At 44.0% G+C, this 20871-nt stretch carries 25 protein-coding genes and 1 riboswitch; of the genes, 23 read left to right on the top strand and 2 right to left on the bottom strand.

Going from position 1 to position 20871, the window contains the following annotated elements; translation table 11 throughout:
* Positions 1–2 precede the first annotated feature (2 nt).
* The 19 genes from AUO94_RS07780 to flgL all read left to right on the top strand — a co-directional run bounded on the left by AUO94_RS07780 (position 3) and on the right by flgL (position 15177).
* Positions 3–1835, top strand: a complete 1833-nt coding sequence (locus tag AUO94_RS07780; protein ID WP_237150195.1) for an adenylate/guanylate cyclase domain-containing protein — start codon at positions 3–5, stop codon at positions 1833–1835.
* A gap of 103 nt (positions 1836–1938) precedes the next feature.
* On the top strand, positions 1939–2394 hold the full coding sequence (gene fliW / locus AUO94_RS07775) for a flagellar assembly protein FliW (protein ID WP_058386687.1): 456 nt from the start codon (positions 1939–1941) through the stop codon (positions 2392–2394).
* A gap of 3 nt (positions 2395–2397) precedes the next feature.
* The gene (gene csrA / locus AUO94_RS07770) at positions 2398–2622 is read left to right on the top strand and encodes a carbon storage regulator CsrA (protein WP_058386686.1); all 225 of its coding nucleotides are present in this window, start codon (positions 2398–2400) and stop codon (positions 2620–2622) included.
* Between the two features lie 231 nt (positions 2623–2853).
* Complete coding sequence (locus AUO94_RS17730; RefSeq protein ID WP_058386685.1) at positions 2854–4005, top strand: flagellin N-terminal helical domain-containing protein; 1152 nt, start codon at positions 2854–2856, stop codon at positions 4003–4005.
* Positions 4006–4326: 321 nt separating this feature from the next.
* On the top strand, positions 4327–4461 hold the full coding sequence (locus AUO94_RS07760; RefSeq protein WP_058386684.1) for a flagellin: 135 nt from the start codon (positions 4327–4329) through the stop codon (positions 4459–4461).
* Between the two features lie 428 nt (positions 4462–4889).
* Entirely contained in the window at positions 4890–5066 is a 177-nt protein-coding gene (locus AUO94_RS17020; RefSeq protein ID WP_082707513.1) for a YjfB family protein, read from the top strand.
* A 155-nt stretch (positions 5067–5221) separates the two neighbouring features.
* A complete protein-coding gene (locus AUO94_RS07755) occupies positions 5222–5962 on the top strand; it encodes a glucosaminidase domain-containing protein (RefSeq protein WP_058386683.1) in 741 nt (246 codons plus the stop codon).
* A gap of 312 nt (positions 5963–6274) precedes the next feature.
* Entirely contained in the window at positions 6275–6619 is a 345-nt protein-coding gene (gene flaG / locus AUO94_RS07750; protein ID WP_058386682.1) for a flagellar protein FlaG, read from the top strand.
* Between the two features lie 18 nt (positions 6620–6637).
* Positions 6638–8125, top strand: a complete 1488-nt coding sequence (gene fliD, locus AUO94_RS07745) for a flagellar filament capping protein FliD (protein ID WP_058386681.1) — start codon at positions 6638–6640, stop codon at positions 8123–8125.
* The gene (locus AUO94_RS07740; protein WP_058386680.1) at positions 8125–8514 is read left to right on the top strand and encodes a hypothetical protein; all 390 of its coding nucleotides are present in this window, start codon (positions 8125–8127) and stop codon (positions 8512–8514) included. The genes fliD and AUO94_RS07740 overlap by 1 nt, the downstream gene beginning before the upstream one ends.
* A gap of 16 nt (positions 8515–8530) precedes the next feature.
* The gene (gene fliS, locus AUO94_RS07735) at positions 8531–8908 is read left to right on the top strand and encodes a flagellar export chaperone FliS (RefSeq protein ID WP_058386679.1); all 378 of its coding nucleotides are present in this window, start codon (positions 8531–8533) and stop codon (positions 8906–8908) included.
* Between the two features lie 760 nt (positions 8909–9668).
* Positions 9669–10466, top strand: coding sequence for a flagellar motor stator protein MotA (motA, locus tag AUO94_RS07730; protein WP_049693886.1), 798 nt, complete (start codon positions 9669–9671; stop codon positions 10464–10466).
* Positions 10456–11220 carry a flagellar motor protein MotB gene (gene motB, locus AUO94_RS07725; protein WP_237150194.1) on the top strand — a complete coding sequence of 255 codons (765 nt, stop codon included), beginning with the start codon at positions 10456–10458 and terminating at the stop codon, positions 11218–11220. The genes motA and motB overlap by 11 nt, the downstream gene beginning before the upstream one ends.
* 10 nt (positions 11221–11230) lie before the next feature.
* Positions 11231–11656: a flagellar basal body-associated FliL family protein gene (locus AUO94_RS07720; RefSeq protein WP_058386678.1), complete on the top strand. Its 426-nt coding sequence runs from the start codon at positions 11231–11233 to the stop codon at positions 11654–11656.
* 70 nt (positions 11657–11726) lie between these two features.
* Positions 11727–12152: a hypothetical protein gene (locus tag AUO94_RS07715; RefSeq protein WP_058386677.1), complete on the top strand. Its 426-nt coding sequence runs from the start codon at positions 11727–11729 to the stop codon at positions 12150–12152.
* Positions 12153–12190: 38 nt separating this feature from the next.
* The gene (gene flgM, locus AUO94_RS07710) at positions 12191–12460 is read left to right on the top strand and encodes a flagellar biosynthesis anti-sigma factor FlgM (RefSeq protein WP_058386676.1); all 270 of its coding nucleotides are present in this window, start codon (positions 12191–12193) and stop codon (positions 12458–12460) included.
* 28 nt (positions 12461–12488) lie between these two features.
* Positions 12489–12974: a flagellar protein FlgN gene (locus tag AUO94_RS07705; RefSeq protein ID WP_058386675.1), complete on the top strand. Its 486-nt coding sequence runs from the start codon at positions 12489–12491 to the stop codon at positions 12972–12974.
* A 25-nt stretch (positions 12975–12999) separates the two neighbouring features.
* Entirely contained in the window at positions 13000–14268 is a 1269-nt protein-coding gene (flgK, locus tag AUO94_RS07700) for a flagellar hook-associated protein FlgK (RefSeq protein WP_058386674.1), read from the top strand.
* 27 nt (positions 14269–14295) lie between these two features.
* Positions 14296–15177, top strand: a complete 882-nt coding sequence (flgL, locus tag AUO94_RS07695; protein WP_058386673.1) for a flagellar hook-associated protein FlgL — start codon at positions 14296–14298, stop codon at positions 15175–15177.
* 384 nt (positions 15178–15561) lie between these two features.
* Here the strand turns inward: flgL and AUO94_RS07690 are convergent, their stop codons facing one another.
* The gene (locus AUO94_RS07690) at positions 15562–16404 is read right to left on the bottom strand and encodes a flagellar hook-basal body protein (protein ID WP_058386672.1); all 843 of its coding nucleotides are present in this window, start codon (positions 16402–16404) and stop codon (positions 15562–15564) included.
* Between the two features lie 14 nt (positions 16405–16418).
* A complete protein-coding gene (locus tag AUO94_RS07685; protein ID WP_058386671.1) occupies positions 16419–17255 on the bottom strand; it encodes a flagellar hook-basal body protein in 837 nt (278 codons plus the stop codon).
* A gap of 222 nt (positions 17256–17477) precedes the next feature.
* Positions 17478–17564, top strand: a riboswitch (cyclic di-GMP riboswitch).
* 79 nt (positions 17565–17643) lie between these two features.
* Here AUO94_RS07685 and flgB point away from each other — a divergent pair.
* The 4 genes from flgB (at position 17644) to fliF (ending at position 20864) form a co-directional block, all read left to right on the top strand.
* Positions 17644–18045, top strand: coding sequence for a flagellar basal body rod protein FlgB (gene flgB, locus AUO94_RS07680; RefSeq protein WP_058386670.1), 402 nt, complete (start codon positions 17644–17646; stop codon positions 18043–18045).
* Between the two features lie 5 nt (positions 18046–18050).
* Positions 18051–18506: a flagellar basal body rod protein FlgC gene (gene flgC, locus AUO94_RS07675; protein ID WP_058386669.1), complete on the top strand. Its 456-nt coding sequence runs from the start codon at positions 18051–18053 to the stop codon at positions 18504–18506.
* Between the two features lie 395 nt (positions 18507–18901).
* Positions 18902–19198, top strand: coding sequence for a flagellar hook-basal body complex protein FliE (fliE, locus tag AUO94_RS07670; RefSeq protein WP_058386668.1), 297 nt, complete (start codon positions 18902–18904; stop codon positions 19196–19198).
* 25 nt (positions 19199–19223) lie between these two features.
* Positions 19224–20864: a flagellar basal-body MS-ring/collar protein FliF gene (gene fliF, locus AUO94_RS07665; protein ID WP_058386667.1), complete on the top strand. Its 1641-nt coding sequence runs from the start codon at positions 19224–19226 to the stop codon at positions 20862–20864.
* The last annotated feature ends 7 nt before the right edge of the window (positions 20865–20871 follow it).

Raw genomic sequence — 20871 nt, 5'->3', positions numbered from 1 at the left:
GAGTGAAACGATTGAAACCGAAAACCTACATACTTGAAAAAGAATACGCACTGGACCGGAAAACCGTTTGGCAATTGCTTGCGGACAACAACCGCATGAATTTGTCTATTGGCTTGTTTCCGGTCCGTTTTAGTCCGGCTAAGCAAGACGGGGCGGACGTGTTTTACCGAGAAGCTCATGCCAAAGTGCTCGGACTTGTGCCAATCAGTTGGCAAGAGTTTCCGTTTCAGTGGCAAGAACACGAGAGCTATACGGTCGAACGCCGTTATCTTACCGGACCGATGAAGCATTACACGTTGACAGTCGAGCTATTCGACAACGCGGAAAACGGAACCCGGGTCAAGCTGACCGCTCGCTTTGTGCCGCTTAACGTAATCGGCTACGGAGCGATTTGGGTAACTGCTCTGCCCGCTGTCAAAAAAATCATGGGGTATGTCGATGATTACTTACAGTCTGGAGCAACGACTGTTTTGGAAGCACCACAAAAAACAAGCAAGGCGAACATCAACTTACCCGAACTCGAGCGGCTATCGGCCCTACTCGCAAAGTCACCGGTCAACGGAGACTATGTGGAGTTGTTGCATCGTTATTTAGCGGATAAAGGCGATCACGACGTCGCGCAAATCGAGCCCGTGCAAGTCGCTAAGTTGTGGAACGTCGATTTGGACGAAGTGTTGCGCGTCTTGCTGTATGCCACAAAAGCAGGATTACTAAATCTCAGCTGGAACATCATTTGTCCGAACTGCCGCGTTTCGAAAGTCGAACACGGTTCACTCGCACAGCTAGAGCAGCAATTTCATTGCGATTTATGTGGCATTAACTATGACGCTAATTTTGATCAGTTTGTCGAGTTGAATTTTTCAGTTCACCCAACGGTGCGTCAAGCTTATGCGGAAGTCTATTGTATCGGCGGCCCAATGATTACCCCGCACGTTAAAGCGCAGCAAGTGATCGAAATAGGGAAGACCGCCAGCTTTTCAGTTTCGGTAGGCGAAGACGCGCTACGTTTTCGCGTGCTTCAGGCAAATGACCATGTGTCTGTGAACAGTGAAATAAAATCAAACCAGCTTGTTTACACGGATCTTGGCTGGTCACAAAGTGCAGTGAATGGCTCTCGAAACGTCGCAATCACAAACACCAGCAGCGCAGACATCGTTGTCGCATTAGAACATGCCGATTGGAACAAACAAGCAGTAACGGCCGCTAAAGTCACTGCCATGCAAGAGTTCAGGGATTTGTTTTCTTCGGAAGTGCTGTCACCCGGACAGAAACTCGGCATCGATCACGTGACGATCTTGTTTACCGATTTAAAAGGCTCCACACTGCTGTATGAGACGGCCGGTGACTCGAGTGCCTACGGACAAGTGCGCAATCATTTTGACTTTCTGACGGGTCATATTGCCCGAAATTCCGGCAGCGTCGTGAAAACCATTGGCGACGCCGTCATGGCGGTTTTCCACAAGCCAGAAGACGGGCTGAAAGCGGCGCTCGCCATTCAAAAAAACCTAGCAGTGTTTAACAAGACAGCGAAAGAAAACTTGGTGTTGCGACTCGGCTTGTACAGCGGAGCGGCCATCGCGGTTAATTCCAACGACCGCCTCGATTATTTCGGACGTACTGTGAACATTGCCGCACGCATTCAAGGGCAAGGCGAAGGCGGGGACATTGTCCTTAGTAAAGACGTACTCGCGCTACCGGAGTCAGTCGAGTTGTTGAACAGCGCGGACGTGCAACTAGAAGAGTTTTCGGCCGAGTTAAAAGGCATAGACGTGGCAGTCGAGTTGGTACGGGTTCGGTTAGCGGAGAATTTAGTGGTGGAAGAACGGGTCGTTTGAGTGCTTTCCACTAGATGGAATCGATAAAAATTGATTGTCAATAAATGCCTCGTAAGATATCTTTATCTTACGAGGCATTTAGTTGTTACGGAAGGAGTCGGACATGAAAATTCAAACAGAACAATTCGGAGAAGTCGAACTAGCAAAAGATCGCGTCATAACGTTTGATAAAGGAATTCCAGGATTTGAAGAGGTTAAAGACTATGTATTAATCCCCGCAGACGCAGAAGGCGAGTCGCCATTCTTTTTCTTGCAGTCGGTAGAACAGGTGGAAGTGAGCTTCTTTTTAGTTGATCCGTTTACGTTTTTCAAAGACTATGACATTAAGTTAGAAGAGCAAATGGTGGAGCGGCTGCAGCTAGAAGAGCCGACGGATGCCATCGTACTCACGACGGTAACGGTCAAAGGCGACATCAGCAGTGCAACAACGAACTTAAAAGCACCACTCGTCATTAACAATAAAAAACAACGAGGCATGCAAATCGTGTTGAACAACAAAGACTATCAAATCAAGCAGGCGTTATTTCAAGCAGACAACACCGCTGCAAGGCAGGTGTAGAAGATGCTAGTACTCGGACGCAAAAAAGGCGAAACCATCGTCATCAACGACGACATTGAAATTACGGTAACATCGATCGAAGGCGACATGGTGCGTCTCGGCATTACCGCACCAAAGCAAATTACCATCCACCGAAAAGAAGTGTACTTGGAAATTCAAGAAGAAAACAAACAAGCAACATCAAAAGTTATTAACTTGAGTGATTTTTTGAGTATGAGAAAGAAATAGCCCAAAGCCTGCAAATTCTGCAGGCTTTTTCTATGCTTATCGCGCCACGGTGGCAGACTCAATTGTTCTTCAAATTGTGGCTGCCGCGGGGGCGCAAAAAATAATCTAAATCTTTTTTCAAAAAACACTAAACATTTGGTAAAGCCCTCCGATAATAATATATGTAAGGCAGTGCAAAAGGATTTGGACGCTTACAAAAAACAAAAAAACATTACACGGAGGTAATACACAATGATTATCAATCACAATATCGCAGCACTTAACACACACAGACAAATGGGCTCAGCTCAAAGCGCACAAATGGACAGCATGGAGAAATTGTCTTCAGGACTTCGCATCAACAGCGCAGCAGATGATGCAGCAGGCCTTACAATCTCTGAAAAAATGCGTGGACAGATTCGTGGATTAGAGCAAGGTTCTCGTAATGCTCAAGATAGTATTTCTTTGATTCAAACTGCAGAAGGTGCTTTAGGTGAAACACAGGATATTCTTCAACGTATGCGTGAATTGGCTGTTCAAGCTGCCAACGATACTAATGCAGGTACTGATAGAAAAGTACTAGAAGAAGAGATGGGTCAATTAGTAAAAGAAATTGATAGGATTTCAACTTCTACAGAGTTTAATACGCAAAAGCTAACAGATGGTTCATTCAAAGGTTCTTTCCAAATTGGGGCAAATGAAAATCAAAAGTTGGATTTATCCATTAACGCTATGAACTCATCAAGTCTCGGATTAGTAACAGGAGTAGAAGTTGAAACAGGTGTTGCAGTTGGTGCCACTACAACTGCTGCATTAACTGAAGGGACGTATAGTGTTAAAGGTGGCGATTTGGTAGATGCTGCAGGTCAAAAAGTAGCTAAACTTACTTTAGCCACGACTTTAACTACTGCAGGAGGAGCCACATATACATTTAAGGCGATTGATGCTGGGGATACAGTAACAATTGGTTCAGATGGGAAAGCTTCGCTTACAAAAGATTTAGCAACTGGACAATCTAATACACAATTAGCATCAGGTACTTATAAGTTCACTACTACTGACGTTTTTAAAGATGATCAGAAAATTGGAACGCACGATGATGCTGGCGAAATTACATTTAACGACGGTACTACAATGGATCTTACAACTGTCTTTGGAATGACTGCACCAACAGATGGGGATGCCATGACAGTAAAAGGTGTAGGTGTTTCAAGTCATGAACAGGCTGCTGCAACGATTACTGCAATCAACAATGCAATCGAAACTGTGTCATCTGAACGTTCTAAACTTGGTGCAACTCAAAACCGTTTAGACCACACAATCAACAACTTGAACACATCAGCTGAAAACTTAACGTCCGCAGAATCACGAATCCGTGACGTTGATTATGCCAAAGCCGCGTAAGCGAGTGGAGGTACAGTCGTCCTGGCCGGTAACAGCCAGAGATTACGACCGGGTGAATTGCTGGAAAGCCCTTAAGCTTTTATTGCCACAACGTAGTTGGAAACGACAAGCGTGATGGCCCTGAAAAAATAAAAGATTGGGCAATCAGCAGCCAAGCTCCTGTCTCGAAAGAGTGGAGAAGGTTCAACGACTAGGATAGACCATCTAAGGCGTAAGCTATGGTGATGAAATCCGTAGGTGAGGCAGTATACATCAGTACTGTGGATCCGAAGTGCCCGGCCCCTACTAATACTAGAGGGTGAAGATATAGTCTAGTCATTTATGAAAGTAAATGTTCGCACGATGGCGAAAGAAATGATGGAACAAACGAAGAACTCGATTCTTGCACAAGCATCACAAGCAATGCTGGCTCAAGCAAATCAGATGAATCAATCAGTATTACAACTGTTGAGATAACTGATTTTAGGGCGTCTAACTTGGTAACGAGTTAGAGTATAACTGGGTGAATTGCTGGAACTTCCTAAAGCTTCATCAACCACAACGTAATTGGAAACGGTCGGCGTGACGGTTTGAAAATGATGAGGATGCACCAATGGATAATCAGCAGCCAAGCTCCTGTGAGGAAACTCTGGGGAAGGTTCAACGACTAGGATAAACCGTCTAAGGCACAAGCTATGACGATGAAATCCGTAGGGCGGCAAGCGCCGTTCGAAGTGCCCAGCCCCTCGAAAATGAGGGTGAAGATATAGTCTATTCTATGATCGAAAGACATAGTGGCAAAGCAAGCCAACCAAGCACCACAGCAAGTACTACAATTGCTACGTTAATTTTAAGAAATCGAGGAGCCTGAGTTTAGGCTCCTTTTTCTATAAGGAGGCGCGTCTATGGATATCGCTGCGTTATCAATGGCAATGAGTCAGGCAAGCGTAAGAACTGAAGCGAATGTATCGATTATGAAAAAGACAATTGATCAAGCGGAGACAAATGGTCAAGATGTTGTAAAAATGCTGGAGCAATCTGTTCGGCCACATATTGGGAGTCGTCTAGATATTAGAGGATAAGCAAATAAGAAAGCCTGTGACTATCAAAGGTCACAGGCTTTCTTATTTTTAATTGTAAAAATATTTCGTTCTCTCCCACAATTATCCTATTCTTTTTTCATCCATAATCTTGTACACTAAACAAGATTACCTCGAGCAAAGGGTGTGACAACTGAATGACCAGTCCAATTTCTTCTAATTTATTTTTATATAACACGATCGCGACGATGGCCAAATCGATGCCGGCTATGGGACAAACTGGTAGTGACAGTAGTTCTATCGGCAGTTCGACAAGTCCGAGTACGTTTTTTGCGATGCTGATGAACGCGATGATGGAAAATATGGAGCAAACAAATACCGGCGTGACACAGCAAACAGGCGCTCAAGTTTCACTGCCTACTTTGACGACACCGTTAACGGCACCACTCGCCAATTCTTATAACCCGGCCATTTCAATACCGCCGCTCAATACGCAAGAAGTGCCAACTGCTGCGACAGATACGAGTGACTTGAAGTTTAAGCCGACGCAATTTATCAAACTAGACAATACACTAGAAGGTAAATTAGATGGGACGGCCGCTCACTTTATCAATGCGGGGAAAAAATACGACTTGGATCCGAATTTATTGTCAGCGATTGCCATTCACGAAACGGGCAATGGCTCGTCGCGCGCAGTTAACGACAAAAACAATGTCGCCGGCATGATGGGCAAAAATGGCTTGCGGAGCTATGCTTCTGTAGAAGACAGCATTTTCGACATGGCGCGCAATTTGCGTCAAAATTATTTGAATGAAGGCAAAGATACGATTGCGAAAATCGGTGCGAAATACGCGCCCGTTGGAGCCGCGAACGACCCAACCGGATTAAACAACCACTGGACACAAGGTGTCAGCAACCACTATTCCAAACTGACATAAAATAAGTTGGGTTTTAAAACGTGAAGTGTATAGACAGAAGAGGTATTGGGACGAACTTGTTCCACTACCTCTTCTTTGTGTTCTTTAACCTAGACGCGAGCGTTGGCGCACCCACGGGGTAGACAGAGCAAGAAGACAGTGGATTTTACTGGCTTCTTGGGGGGAGTCATCCCCAAAGCGACCAGCACGGTTTTATTTTCACAAACTTGTCTTATATTTTTTTTTGCTTTTTTACTAAAAAAATCTGCTATTCTGCCGATAACTACTATATAGAACCCTTTAGTCAATCTGAAGGACGAGGAGTGTACCGACATGGAAATAACAAAACTGCCTTCGATAGAATTTCCGAGAGTGAGCGAACCAACCCCAGTAATACCGAAACAACCCATCGCTCCAGAAGAAAACCAACACCAAGAAGCGGATCAACCCATTACGAAAGAAGCCATTACCGATAAAGTCGACAGCATGAACACATTTTTAGAATCAGCTCAAACCAATGTGAAATTTCAGTTTCATGAAGAAATGAATGTTTATTACGTTCAAGTAATAAATTCGTTAACAGAGGAAATTTTACGCGAAATTCCAAACAAGAAATTTTTAGATATGTATGCCTCGATGGCCGATATGGCAGGCCTCATGGTGGATGAGAAACTATAAGATCGGAGTGAATACACTATGCGTGTTGGTGGATTAGCATCAGGGATGGACACCGAATCAATTGTGAAAGACATGATGAAAGTCCAAAAACTTCCTTTAGATAAATTAATGCAACAAAAAGTATTCACGGAGTGGCAACAAGAAGCATTTCGCGATACCAACCTGTCAATGTCGAATCTCCGGACGAGTGCGAGCAATATGCGACTTCAGTCGTCGTTCAACTCTTACAGTGCAACGTCATCAAACCCGACAAGCTTCACAGTCGCTACGACACCAACTGCGATGAGCGGTTCGTATAAAGTGGAAGTCGTGAATGTTGCGAGTGCGGGGAAGTTAAATTCAACCCTTGGCGTCAGTACAACAGCCGCTGATGGCAAAGTAAATCCAGCAAAATCGACAGACCAGATCGGCGTAGCCGGAAAAATAAAAGTCGGCACCATTGAAATTGAAGTAGCGAGTACGGATACGTTTGAAGGCGTTGCTAAAAAACTTCAGGATGCCACAGCAGCATCCGTTCCAGCGCTTCGAGCAAGTTTCGATAACACGACATCCCGTTTTTTTATCGCCACAAAAGGAATGGGCAGTGAACAAGCTTTTACAATGGAGTTTACGGACGCGAACGGAGCAGCCAGTACCGCACTGGCCGACAAAATTATTAATAACGGTACCGCTACAGCAACGGCAGATGGAGCTACAGATGGCTTGATCAAGTTTGACGGCATTGAAATTAAAAATTTAAAAACCAATCAAACCGTAGTGAATGGAATTACGGTCAACCTTCTGCAAAAAGGTGCCGAAACAATCGTTAACGTCCAGTCGAACCCTGAAAAGCCATTAGCCATGATCAAAGACTTTGTCGATAAATACAATGCATCCATCGAGACATTGCAAAAGCAAATCATCGAAAAGCGCTATCCCGATTTCCAGCCTTTGTCTGACGAACAGAAAAAGGATTTAACGGAAAAAGAAATCGAATTATGGGAAGAAAAAGCGCGCAGTGGCTTGCTTCGCAACGATCCAGTGTTGAAAAGCGCCATGCAAGATTTGCGTAGAGCATTTATGGACAAAGTATCCGGTATTGCAGATGGCAACATCAATCACTTGTCGCAAATTGGCATTAACACCGGCTCTTATACAGAAGGCGGTAAGTTGTTCATTGATGAAAAAAAACTGAGCGAAGCGTTAGCGAACAAACCCGATGAAGTAATGGCGTTATTCACGACGCGAGACGCTGCGGGCAACGGAGTCGGCGTACGTGTCTACGATACCTTGAACGCCGTCGTTAAAAACCTTAGTGCCAAAGCAGGCAGTGCTTCGGTTAGCATTGACAATAGCACGCTTGCTAAAAACATCAAACAAATGGACGAAGAAATCAGCCGCTGGCAAGATCGTCTGACGCGCGTTGAAGATCGTTATTGGAAACAGTTCACAGCCATGGAGAAAGCACTCAGCCAGATGAACTCACAAAGTACCTGGATGCAACAAAGCTTATTCGGTGGCGCGTAATGATGACGTCCAAAACGATTATGTATGCTTTTTTGAAACAAACATACGATCTTTATGAAAAAGCGCAGCAGATCAATTCGCGCATGGAAGCAAACGAAGAAGGAATCGTTGAGTCGCTCGAAATGTTATTTGCTAACAGGCAAGAATCAATTCGGCAATTAGAGATATTCATGAAGCAAAGAAACTTTAAATGGACAGCAGAAGAACTTTCGATTATTGCCCAGTTAAAAGAAATTGATCAACAGCTCCAGCCACTGATCATTAACTTGCACCAATCTTTTTTTACGCAGATCAAGCGCATTACAGAAACAAAAGAAATTTCCAAAAAATACAGCGGTGCTTATCAGGGGATGGTCACCGCCGGTTCATTTATCGACAAGCGCAACTAAGCAAGGGGGAAAAAGAGTGGCAATCATCAATCCGTACCAAACCTACCAACAAAACTCAGTCATGACAGCATCACCTCAGGAACTAACGTTAATGCTTTACAGCGGCTCTGTAAAATTCATAAAACTAGCAAAACGAGCAATGAACGACAAGAACTTCCAAGAAAAAAACACCAACATCATTAAAGCTCAAAACATCATCCAAGAACTACGCAGCACCTTAAACGCGGACATCGACATGTCGACAGATCTTGAGCAAATGTACGAATACATGTACAGCCGTCTACTAGAAGCCAACATGAAGAACGATTTAGAAGCACTAGAAGAAGTGGAAACACTCATGATAGACATGCGCAGCACCTGGAAACAAGCCATGGCGTTAGCCAAAAGCAACTAACTTCTAATCCGCATCGGGCTTAGCTCCTGGACGGGTCGACGCTTAGTACTAGAGTGAATGTAAAGCTAGAGCGGTTTCTCAGTGCTTTCATAAAGAAATGAACTCCACTGGTTACACTCTACAAACTATAAGAACTTGAAAAATAAGAACAAAGAGTGTAAGGCGGCGAAGGGCAAAGATGTGCTCCTGCATCGCTACGCTAGCTTCGTCGCAAAGACTTGCCCTCGCAAGCTTCGGTCAATGTCTTTCCTGCGAGAACAGCACGACCCGCGGCAGCTAGCACCGCGACGTCCTGTCGCGCTAGCTGCATGACTCACATCGTGTGAGCCCGAAAGCGTCCGCCTGAAGCGATTTCTTCTAGAACCTTTCACTTTAACAAAAAAATATGAAATTCACTATTTTTAGAAATAAGATATGGAGCAAAACAACGGAGACTCCCGCGGGATTTCCACGCAAGCCCTTGGCAACTGGCACCGCGACGTCCTGTCGCGTCAGTTGCATGACCCACATCCTGTGGGCCCGAAAGCATACGTCTAAAATAATTCTTTTAAAATTTCACCCTAACTAAAAAAGAAATTTATTATATTCAAAAACTAGAAGAATGAGCGGAAGACGGCGACTCCTGCGGGAATAGCACGAGCTGGAGCCACTGGACTGAGCAGAGCGAGGGAAGCGGCAGAAGCCGTGCCCGCGGAAAGCGTCCGTCTGCAGCGAATTCTTCTAAACCAACTACACCCGCAAAAAGAAATGAGGTATAAACGTGGATAAGACGTCATGGATAGGAGTCATAATGGGATTTGCTGTGTTGATCGGTGGGATGATCTTGAAAGGGTCAAACCCGATCGCTCTGTACAATCCAGCGGCACTCGTCATCATCTTTGCCGGCACCGTCGCCTGTCTGCTCGTTGCCTTTCCGATGGACGAAATCAAGAAAATCCCCAGCCTGTTCAAAGTAATTTTCAGCGATCAAAAATCAGTCTCGATCAGAGAAATGATTCCCATGTTCACGGGATGGGCGATGCTCGCACGAAAAGAAGGGTTGCTGGCGCTCGAAGAAAAAGCAGAAGAAGTAGAAGATGCATTTTTGCAGCGCGGCTTGAAAATGGTCGTGGATGGCCAGTCGCAAGAACACATTCGCGACTTGATGGAAGAAGAAATCGCCGCGATGGAAGAACGCCATGAACTGGGTGCGAAAATTTTCGCGCAAGCCGGTACATACGCCCCGACGCTCGGTGTACTCGGTGCCGTTATTGGACTCGTTGCGGCACTCGGTCACTTAGACGACGTAGCGCTTCTCGGTAAATCAATTTCCGCCGCCTTTATCGCCACGCTATTTGGAATTTTCTCCGGCTACGTATTATGGCATCCATTCGCCAACAAGCTCAAGCGAAAGTCAGAAGCAGAAGTGAAAACGAAAATGATTATGCTAGAAGGCTTGCTCGCTGTGCAGGAAGGCCTGCCTGTCCGCACCGTAGAAGAAAAACTACTAACGTACTTACCGACGAAAGACCGTGTACTTGAATCTAATGAGGAGAGTGGTGTTCAAGTTGAAGCGTAAAAAAAAGCATGAAGAACATGTCGATGAAGCTTGGCTCTTGCCTTATGCCGATATTTTGACGCTTCTCTTGGCTTTGTTCATCGTATTATTTGCTTCCAGCCAAGTCGATGCCCAAAAATTCAATGCCATTGCCGAATCGTTTAACAGCGAACTGCAAGGCGGTACCGGTGTACTGGACGAACAAGCACCAGTTGAAAGTTTTGATACTTCACCAACCGCCGAGCTGAGTGAAGACCCGCCATCAGGCGAAAGCCCAGAAGAAATATTAGCGGCTAAAGATCAACAGGAACTGCAAGAGTTCCAAACAAAAATTGACGCTTATATTGATGAAAAAGGGTTATCGCCTCGACTCCAAACTGAAATGACCGTAAAAGGCTTGATGATTACCATTAAAGAAGGCGTATTATTCGAGTCAGGCAGTTCGGATATGCGAAGCGGGTCCGAGACCATTGCGAATGAAATTTCAAATTTATTGATTTCCGATCCGCCGCGGATGATTTTTATCGAAGGACACACAGATAATATTCCGGCAGGGACAAAAGAGTTTCCAACCAACTGGGAATTGAGTTCTGCACGCGCTGTTAATTTCATGCGAATTTTGCTTGAAAACGATGAGCTCGACCCGCAGAAATTCAGCGCTTCTGGTTATAGTGAATACCATCCAGTTGCCTCAAATGATACACCTGAAGGACGAGCGGAAAACCGCCGCGTAGAAGTGCTGATTTCACCTTATGAAAAAGAAACTGACGAGTAAGAGGTGTAACATGGGGAAACTAAAGAAAATTATGGGTGTGGTGATTATTGCCATCGTTATTGGAGGCGGAGCCGCATTTTACTTCCTGCAAAAAGATGCTGGAGCTGAAGAAGAAACGTCGTTAAGTGCTGAAGAAATAGCAGAACTAAGCATTGACACCGACATTATTACGACCAACCTAGCATCTTCCGGAAATTTCGGAGTGGTGCAGTTTAATATTTTACTGAGTGATAAGGACACAAAAAAAGAAGCTGAAAAACGGACAGCCGAAGTACGCGCGGCTATTATTGCAACAGTTGCTAGCTTTACGAAAGAAGAATTGATTGGAGAAAGCGGCATTACGATGATCGAGGAAGAACTTGTAAAGCGGTTAACCGAAGTTTTTGAAAAAGGTACAGTCGAACGTGTATTAGTGACCGAATTTAAATTGCAATAATCACAAATTCCGCTAAACATTTTGTGGAATCTGCCGATATAAATTTATAGAGAAGGTCAGGTGGGTGCATATGAAAGCAAATCAGCTGGATAATTGCCGAATTTGCGGTACGTTATTCTTTAAAGACTACACTGACTATTGCCTGGACTGCTACAAGGAAATCGAAGATGAATTCAAGTTGGTCAACAATTTTTTGAAAATCGAAGCCAATCGCTTTGCGGATATTCAAGAAGTCAGCGAGTCGACGACGGTCTCTGTCAAACAAATTGCCGAATTTATTCGTGACGGCCGTATTTACGCAGAGGACTTCGCCAATTTGGGTTACCCGTGCAAGCATTGTGGTAAAGTAATCAAAAGGCAGATCCTGTGCAGTGACTGTTTCGAGGATTTTTCAGCGAAAATTGATGCGACATTAAAAAATGATAAATTCTTAGAAGAAACCGGAAGAAAACGAGTCAGGCCAAAGGTCAACGCACAGTATTGGAAAATACGGTGATCGAACGAAACTAAATTACACTAGAGGGTGGTGAAGGAATGAATATCGATAAGACCAATAGTTCTTCCTTTATTCAATCTTACCAAAAAATGCAAGTGGCTCCTGTTGCAAAAACAAAGCCATTGCAAAAAGAAGACGAGCTGCAAATTTCAAATGAGGCAAAAGCCATGTTCGAAAAAAATGCCAGCGTGGACGTTGAAAGACAAGAAAAAATTCAGTTGCTGAAAGCTCAAGTGGCATCAGGTGAGTACCAGGTAGACGCAGAAAAAGTAGCAGATAAAGTGCATCAATTCTGGTTTGATAAATAAGTAAAGCGCGCAAAAGAGGAGGAGACGGATGCTGAACTTAGTAGTAAATACGCTGGACGAACTAATCAGCATACAAAAACAGCTTATCCGTTATGCCGAACGCAAGCAGACGGTGTTGATCGAACGAAAAGTCGATGAGCTAACCGAGCTTGTAAAAGAAGAAACCAAGCTAGTCAAACAACTTGGCCAATTAGAAGACGAACGGCAGCAACTCGTAGCCGACGTGTTGGAAGAGCATCCGGGTTTAACCTTTAGCCAGTTTGCCGAACAAATTCCAGATGAAGAGATAAAACAAGAGCTCTACTCACAATTGACAACGTTACAAATGCTGTTGACCGAGCTTCAAGCAAAAAACAAAACGAACGAAAAAATTCTTGAAGACTCGGTAAGCTTTGTTCAACATATGATTACCCAAGTAACAAAATCAAAACAACAGCATTTTAATTATCAATCACCGGCAAGTCAGCAAAAACCACCAACAAACAATCAAGGCTTTTTTGATACAAGAGCTTAGGAATTGTTAGAGAGCGGGGAGAATTATGGTTTCAACATTTCACGGATTAGAATTAGGAAAACGCGGATTATCCGTCGGCCAGGCAAGCATTGCGACGACTGGACAGAATATCGCCAATGTTAATACAAAAGGCTATTCACGCCAGCAAGTCAACTCAAGCTCGTCGCCATCTTTAGATATTTGGACAGGCCAAGGTGCTCATACAGGCCAACTCGGAACCGGTGTCACGATTGATTCGATTACACGTGTAAGAGACCGTTTTCTCGATCAGCAAGTACGCGATCATTCCGAAACACTCGGACAGTGGCAAGCCAAGCAAACAACATTGGACCGCTTAGAAACGATCGTCAATGAACCGAGTGATAGCGGCTTAAGTAGCGCGATGGACGGATTGAAGAACGCGTGGCAAGACTTAGCTAACGAACCGGATAGTTTATCTGCACAAGCCGTTGTAAAAGAACGTGCACAAGGCTTTATCGACGTAGCACAATCAATGAACAAATCACTAGACAGTTTGAAAAGTGAACTGACACAACAATCTACCGAAACAGTGGCCGAAGCAAACGGCTATTTAAAACAAATCGCTGAGCTCAACAAAAGCATCGTCCGCGATGGCAGTCAATCAAATGACTTAAAAGACAAACGGGACGCGCTAGTAGAAGATCTTTCGAAATTGATGTCTGTAAAAGTAGAAGAAAAAGCAAATGGTAGTTACTCGATCAGCCTCGCTTCCAACAACCAAGCGCTGGTCACAGGTGAAGCAGTTTCTGAAATCACAGCCGAGGATGCAACGAATACCCCTCAAAAATTTGGTGGGAAATTAGCAGGGTTGGACGAATCCTTAAATACTGCAACAAAATATCAGGAAAACTTAACAACTGTAGTTCGCGATTTTGTCCAAGCAAATGGCATGTCGGGAACGAGTGGTAAGGATCAAGCTTTATTCATTGGCGATGCCGCAAACTTTAAACTGTCTGAGCTAAAAGTGAATTACGAAGCAGATCCTTTGGAACAACAAGCAGCAACAGGGAAAACAAGCGCCGATGCACAAAGTGATTTCAGAAAACTGGTCAGTCAACTCGGTGCAGAAAGTCAATCAGCGACCAACTCGGTTGCCAATCATAGTGCAGCACTTCAAGCGACAGAAAACCGCAGGCAATCCGTAACGGGTGTTTCGCTCGATGAAGAAATGGCCAATTTGATCAAGTACCAGCATTCCTATAATGCGGCAGCGCGGTTAGTATCAATGACGGATCAAATGCTGGATACCATTATTAACCGAATGGGTAGCTAATAGCAGAAGCAACGTGGAGGGGAAAACATGAGAGTCACGCAACAGATGCTAAACCAGAATTCCATACGCAATATGAGCCAAAACTTGAGCCGCTTTGAAAAAATCAATAACCAAGTAGCGAGTGGCAAACTGCTTCACCGCCCATCGGACGACCCCAATGGTGTCAGTAAAGCGATGAACCTAAAAAGTACGCTTGCCACCAATGCACAATTCGAGCGAAACACAGGCGAAGCCAAACTGTGGATGGACGAAACCGGTCAAAACATCGACTCCATGGTCAATGCCATGCAGCGGGTGCGCGAAATAGCGGTTCAAGGAAATAATGGTACGTATTCAGAGCTGGATCAGACAGCAATGGCCGCTGAAATAGAAGAATTGACAGAGCACATGCGGCAACTGGCAAATGCTAAAGTCAATGGCAAGTCCTTGTTTAATGGTCAAAAAACCGGCGAATTGCCTTTCCCTGAAAAAGGAGACATGACGCCAAGTAGTGCGGACTTAGTCGCTAAAACCTTTACGATCGGAGAAGGCATCAGCATTCAATCGAGTGTTTTGCCCGAGCAGTTGTTTGGCGCTTCAGCTGATGCGGCGAACCTCTTTAACACACTGGAAAGCATGTCCGCCAATTTAAAGGCTGGAACTGCCATCGATTTGGAAAAAATGGATGCCGGAATTGACCGGTTGTTGACAGTGGGCGCTGAAAACGGTGCACGACAAAATCGTCTAGAAGCCGTTGAAAATCGCTTGCTTGCCAGCAATCTTGAAATCAAATCGATGTTGTCAAGAGTGGAAGATATCGATTACGCAGAAGCCGTTATCAAGTTAAAGAGCGAAGAAAGCATCTACCAAGCCAGCCTCGCCGCAACATCAAAAATCATCCAGCCAAGTTTGATGGACTTTTTGAGATAAGAAGTTATGCTGATATTACACAAACCAGCTCCGCTTTCCTGCGGGCGAGCGCCAAGCCGCTTCGTCGCTACGCTCCTGCAGGGTCTCGGCTGTCTCGCTTTCCCGCGGGAGTCTCCACTGGTTTGCTCCATATCTTAAATAAGTCGAACTGGTTATTGATGATAAAGATTGCTACTAATCATTTGTTACCATGCTTCCTAGAAGAAAGAGCGGAAGGCGGCGACTCCTGGGGGATCAGCGCGAGCTGAAGACCCTGGACTGAGCAGAGCGAGGGAAGCGGCTGAAGCCGTGCCCCCCGGAAAGCGTCCGCCTGGAGCGATTTCTTCCGCACAAGCTACATAGAAAAAAGAGCAGGCACCCCGCGGGGTGCCTGCTCTTTTTTTGTTATCCCTTAATGGTATTAACTAATCCCATCATGTCATCTGCGTAGGAAATCGCTCTTCCTTGTGATTGAAATAGCCGTTGCGTGGAAATCAATTCCGCCATCTCGTCAGTCAAATCAACATTGGACATTTCCAACGCGCCTTGTTTGATGCCAATCGTTCCATCCGTTTGCTGGGACAAATCGATTAACTGTAAATTGCCATTTGCGAGTTGTTCAGCTTCAGTACCGGTCAGGCGAAAAAGATTGCCACCTATTTTTTCGAGTGAGCCTTGCCGGTTTATCTGGGCAACACCCATTTGGATTTCAGTAGGTTGCTTAGTGGCATCGGTATAAGAAATTTCCAAAGTGCCATTCCCGCTTAACTGAATATCCTTATAATCAGCATCGAAAACGATGGGCTGATTGGTAGCTCCGAGTACCGCATCCCCGTTCGAGGTAACCAAACTCACTTGATTGGAGTTGGGAACTGGTTGAACTTGAAAAGATCCGTCTTTTGTATAAAAAGTATTGCCCTCAGCGGCAATGCGGAAGTAGACGGATTCCCCTTGGATCATAAAATCGAGAGGGCGATCGGTTTGGCGAATCGAACCTGGCTCATTGCGAACAGCGGTTTGGGACAGAATCGCGCCGGCGCCAATCCGTAAACCGTAAGGCGTGGTTCGTCCAATTTCATTTTGTTGGCCGACTTGTTTTTCGATAGACTGGACGAGTGCATCTGAAAAACTCGCTTCTTGCCGTTTATAGCCATTGGTGTTGACGTTGGCAATATTGTTGCCAATCAAGTCGATTTTCTTTTGCAGTTCACTCATCGTGTTACTCGCAGTATTCATTTGGATATTCAATGGTTCACTTCCTCCTAAACGCGTCCGATTTCATTGACGGCTTTTTCCATGCTGCGGTCGTATGCTTGAATTACTTTTTGGTTGGATTCGAAGCCGCGGTATGTCGTCATCATGTCTGTCATGGTTTTGGTCAAGTCCACATTCGATTGTTCAATAAATCCTTGTTTTAAAAAGCTGTTTGTGCCAGCAAGTCGAGCAACATTATCGATAAACTGAGGAGCAGCTTCTGCATCTCCCGTCCAGCGTAAAAGATTCTGACCTTCTTTTACAAATTGCTGTGGGTTGTCCGTGTGACCAATCCACAAGCGATCGCCTTGTGTACCATCTGCTAGAATAAGTTGGCCATTGTCTTGGACAGTAAAATCGGCTGAACCAACTTGAATGGGTTGTTGGTTTTCGCCGAGAACAGGAAAGCCGTCACTAGTCGTTAAAAATCCTTCAGTGTTTACTGCGAAAGAGCCATTTTTTGTGTAACGCATCTCACCGTTTTCAGCAGTCACTGCGAAAACCATCGACCCTTTTTGTTGGGTATCCGTGTTTAGTGGTAATAATTCATCCAACAACGCCATATCTGTTGAATTTCCAGTTTCTCGTAACGGACCTTGAAGAAAAGACGGAATACCCTCCTGTGTATATACTCCTGTAGTCAAACTACCGATATTTTGGGGGACTATTGTACCTTTTTTTCCGTTTTCGATCGCTACGATGAGTTGGTCTGGAAATGCGCGTAAGACGGCTTTGTCTTCTTTAAATCCTGGAGTATTGGCGTTTGATAGGTTATTTGTCAATATTTGTTGATTCCTATTATTGGCCATCATCCCTGATGTAGCAGTATATAATCCGCGAAACATAGGTTTTTCTCCTTCTTATTAACATAATGATAGATATCGCGTAGCATAACATTAACGAATGAATAAAAATAGTGTCTTATTGATTAATATGGAAGAAATATCATTTTATATTTATAAAAAGAAAAATATACAAAATTATTGAAACATGATACTATCACTTTGTTATTAATTTTTGAAAATAGTACAAAATGATGAGTTTAATAAAAAAATAATAGAATATCATGATGAAAATGGCAAACTTACTCGAAAGGTAAAGACGCAAAGCTACGGGCCTAAATACACAGTGTACAAGGCAGCCGGGTTACCTAAGTGGTATATTTGATAAAAATCCACTTTTTTTAAGTGGGTTTTTATTAGCATATTGATTGTAAAAAAAAGGAGTTTATCGATGAATATATTCCCTAAATCTCTAGAGACCATGGAACAAGCTTTATCGGCTTCTACACTTAAACAGCGAGTTCATTCAGCGAATATCGCCAATGTAGACACGGCTAATTACAAAAGCAAAAAAGTAGATTTCCAAGCAGCGCTCGATACAGCGATGAATCAGCAAAGTCTTTCAAGCTATAAAACAGACAATCGCCACCTGTCGTTTAGCAATGAAGCGGCTGTAGGATCGACTAAAGTTTTAACAAACAACTCAACCCAATATAATAACAATGGCAATAATGTCGACATGGATGTCGAGATGGCTGAACTGGCAAAAAACCAATTATGGTACAACGCCGTAACCGAACGGGTCAACGGCAAACTCAATAGTCTTAGCTCTGTTATTAATGGAGGGAGATAACAAAAATGAGTTTATTCAGTGGATTTAATATTAGTGCTTCAGGGCTGACGGCTAACCGAATGCGCATGGATGTGGTCTCTGCGAACATCGCAAACGCCAATACGAACCGTGCCGAATTAGTGGACGGGGAATGGGTGCCGTACCGAAGAAAATCAGTTGAGTTGTCTCAAAGTGGAACCTCGCCTTTTGCCAATCAATTGCAGTCGGCAATGAATAGGGGAAACACTGCAGTGACAGGTGTTAACGTGTCGGAAATTAGAGAAGACCAGACGCCTTTTACACTAACGTATGATCCGGAACATCCAGATGCTGGAGAAGACGGCTATGTTCGTTCATCCAACGTGGATCCACTAAAAGAAATGGTCGATTTGATGTCGGCAACCCGTTCGTACGAAGCAAACGTCACGGCATTGAATGCATCAAAAAGCATGTTTATGAAAGCTTTGGAAATCGGCAAATAACTCACTTTACTTAAGGTGAAAGAAATTGCTCCAGGCGGACGCTTTCCAAGAGATGGTCCAAAGGAATTTGGACCATCTCTTTGCGACGAAGCTAGCGCAGCGATGCAGGAGCAGCGGTTTCCTAGTGGCACCTACTTAAAATAGTCGGCGCCTTCCGCTTTTTCTTCTAAGAGTCGTGAAGTCACTTATTACTAAATGCTTGATTAGTGAATAACAATTAAGATATGGAGCAAAACAACGGAGACTCCTGCGGAATAGCGAGACGACCAAGACCCCGCAAGGAGCAGAGCGACTGAGGAGGCTTGGGTGCGAGCCCGCGGAAAGCGCAGTTGGTTTGCGGAATATCTCCAGAAAAATGACAAAGCTAAACCTACTATAACTACCTAGGAGGCACCATGGAAAAAATCAGCGGGATTCAAACGCCTTTTATTCAAAACCAATTATTCGACAAAGTGAAGCCGGATAACAAAGTTGAAGGGTTCGGAGAAATATTCAAAGATGCATTAAAAGGAGTAAGCAAAGCACAAAACGAATCAGATAAATTGACCAATCAATTGGTGACAGGAGAAGTTCAGGATGTTCATGAAGTAATGATCGCTTCGCAAAAGGCCAGCTTGTCGTTGCAAATGACGATGCAGGTACGAAATAAAGTGGTTGAAGCTTATCAAGAAGTGATGAGAATGCAAGTATGATTGAAACCGGCAGGATGATGATGAAATGAAAGAAAAGCTTTTAGTATTCAAAACGAAAATGAGCGAATCATGGACCAGTTTTTCTCCTGTAACGAAATGGTCTGTTATCGGCTCTTTTTTTATCACATTAATGATTTTAGGAATCTTCGTTTTCTTTAGCAATCAATCTAATTTTTCTGTATTGTATTCTGATTTGACGGCGGCCGAAGCTGGTGAAATCAAGACGGCGATTGAAGAACAAGCGATTCCTGTGGAAGTGTCGGCAGATGGTAAAACGATCAGTGTGCCTGAAGAGCATTTGGCTAATTTGAAAGTAAGTTTAGCAGCTGAAGGCATTCCGAAAAACGGCAATGTCAATTACGGTACGTTTAGTGAAAATATGGGACTCGGGATGACCGATCGTCATTTTGATGTGGTTGAACGGGATGCGATGCAAAATGAGTTAGCGTATTTGATTGAGCAAATTGACGGAGTGACAGAAGCCAATGTCATGATTACGTTGCCAAAGGAAAATATTTGGATTACCGACGAAGAGCAAACGTCAACGGCTTCGATTGTGGTTCAAGGTGATTCGACTTTGCAGTTGGATCAAAAGCAAATTAATGGCTTGTATCATTTAATCAGTAAATCAGTGCCAAGTTTGCCGCCAGAACAAATTGTGATTATGGATCAAAACGGCCAAGTGTTTGAAGTGCAAGATGCCAATCAAGCAGATACCAATTTGTCGGTTTACCAGCAGCATCGTGAAATTCAAAAAGGCATTGAACAAGATATTCAGCGAGAGTTGCAACAAATGCTTGGCTTATTATTAGGTCAGGATAAAGTGGTTGTTTCTGTTATGACGAATATCGATTTCACTAAAGAAAAACGAGAAGAACAATTAGTGGAACCGGTTGATGTTGAAAATAACGAAGGCTTGGATATTAGTGTTGAACGAATTGTTGAAACGTATTCAAGTGAAGGAACAGTTATTGAAGATGCAGCGGGAACCGGAGAAACGGAAGTGGCTAATTATCCAGGTGTAGACGGTGCTGGAAACAGTGAATCTGAACGAACAGAAGAACGCATTAACAGCGAAGTCAACCGAATCAATCGCCAAATTGAAAAGAGCCCATATGTCGTTGATGACATTACAATCAACGTTGGTGTAGAGCCGCCGATTCCGGATAACCCGGCAAGTTTGACGCAAGAAAACATTGCGGATATCAGTAATTTATTGAAAAATGCAGTGAGTACATCGCTAAGCATGAATGAATTTCAAGCGACAGATGTTGAATTGGAAGATCGAATTTCCGTTTTTGCAACCGAATTCCAAGGACGTCCAGCTGTTGAAGATGAAAAGCCAGAAGTGACATTTTTCGCTGGTATTCCTAATAATCTTCTGCTAGTAATTGGAGCGGCAATTGTGCTGGTAATTGTGATTATTGTTGCCTTGTTATTCCTTCGTAGAAAGAAAAAAGTGGATATAGAAGAAGAAGAATATAGTTTTGAAGGGTTCGAACAGGCATTAGCCAAATCAAATTTACTAGAACCCGAAGAGGAAGAAATCGATTTGTCTGAGTTTAGTAATCGATCCAATCCGAAGCGAAAAACGATTGAAAAGCTTGCCAAAGGACGACCTGAAGACTTTACGAAATTGTTGCGGTCATGGATGGCAGATGACTAGGAGAGTG

This window comes from Planococcus kocurii (assembly GCF_001465835.2).
Classification (GTDB): Bacteria; Bacillota; Bacilli; order Bacillales_A; family Planococcaceae; genus Planococcus; species Planococcus kocurii.
This window is presented reverse-complemented; position numbering and strand designations above follow the sequence as displayed.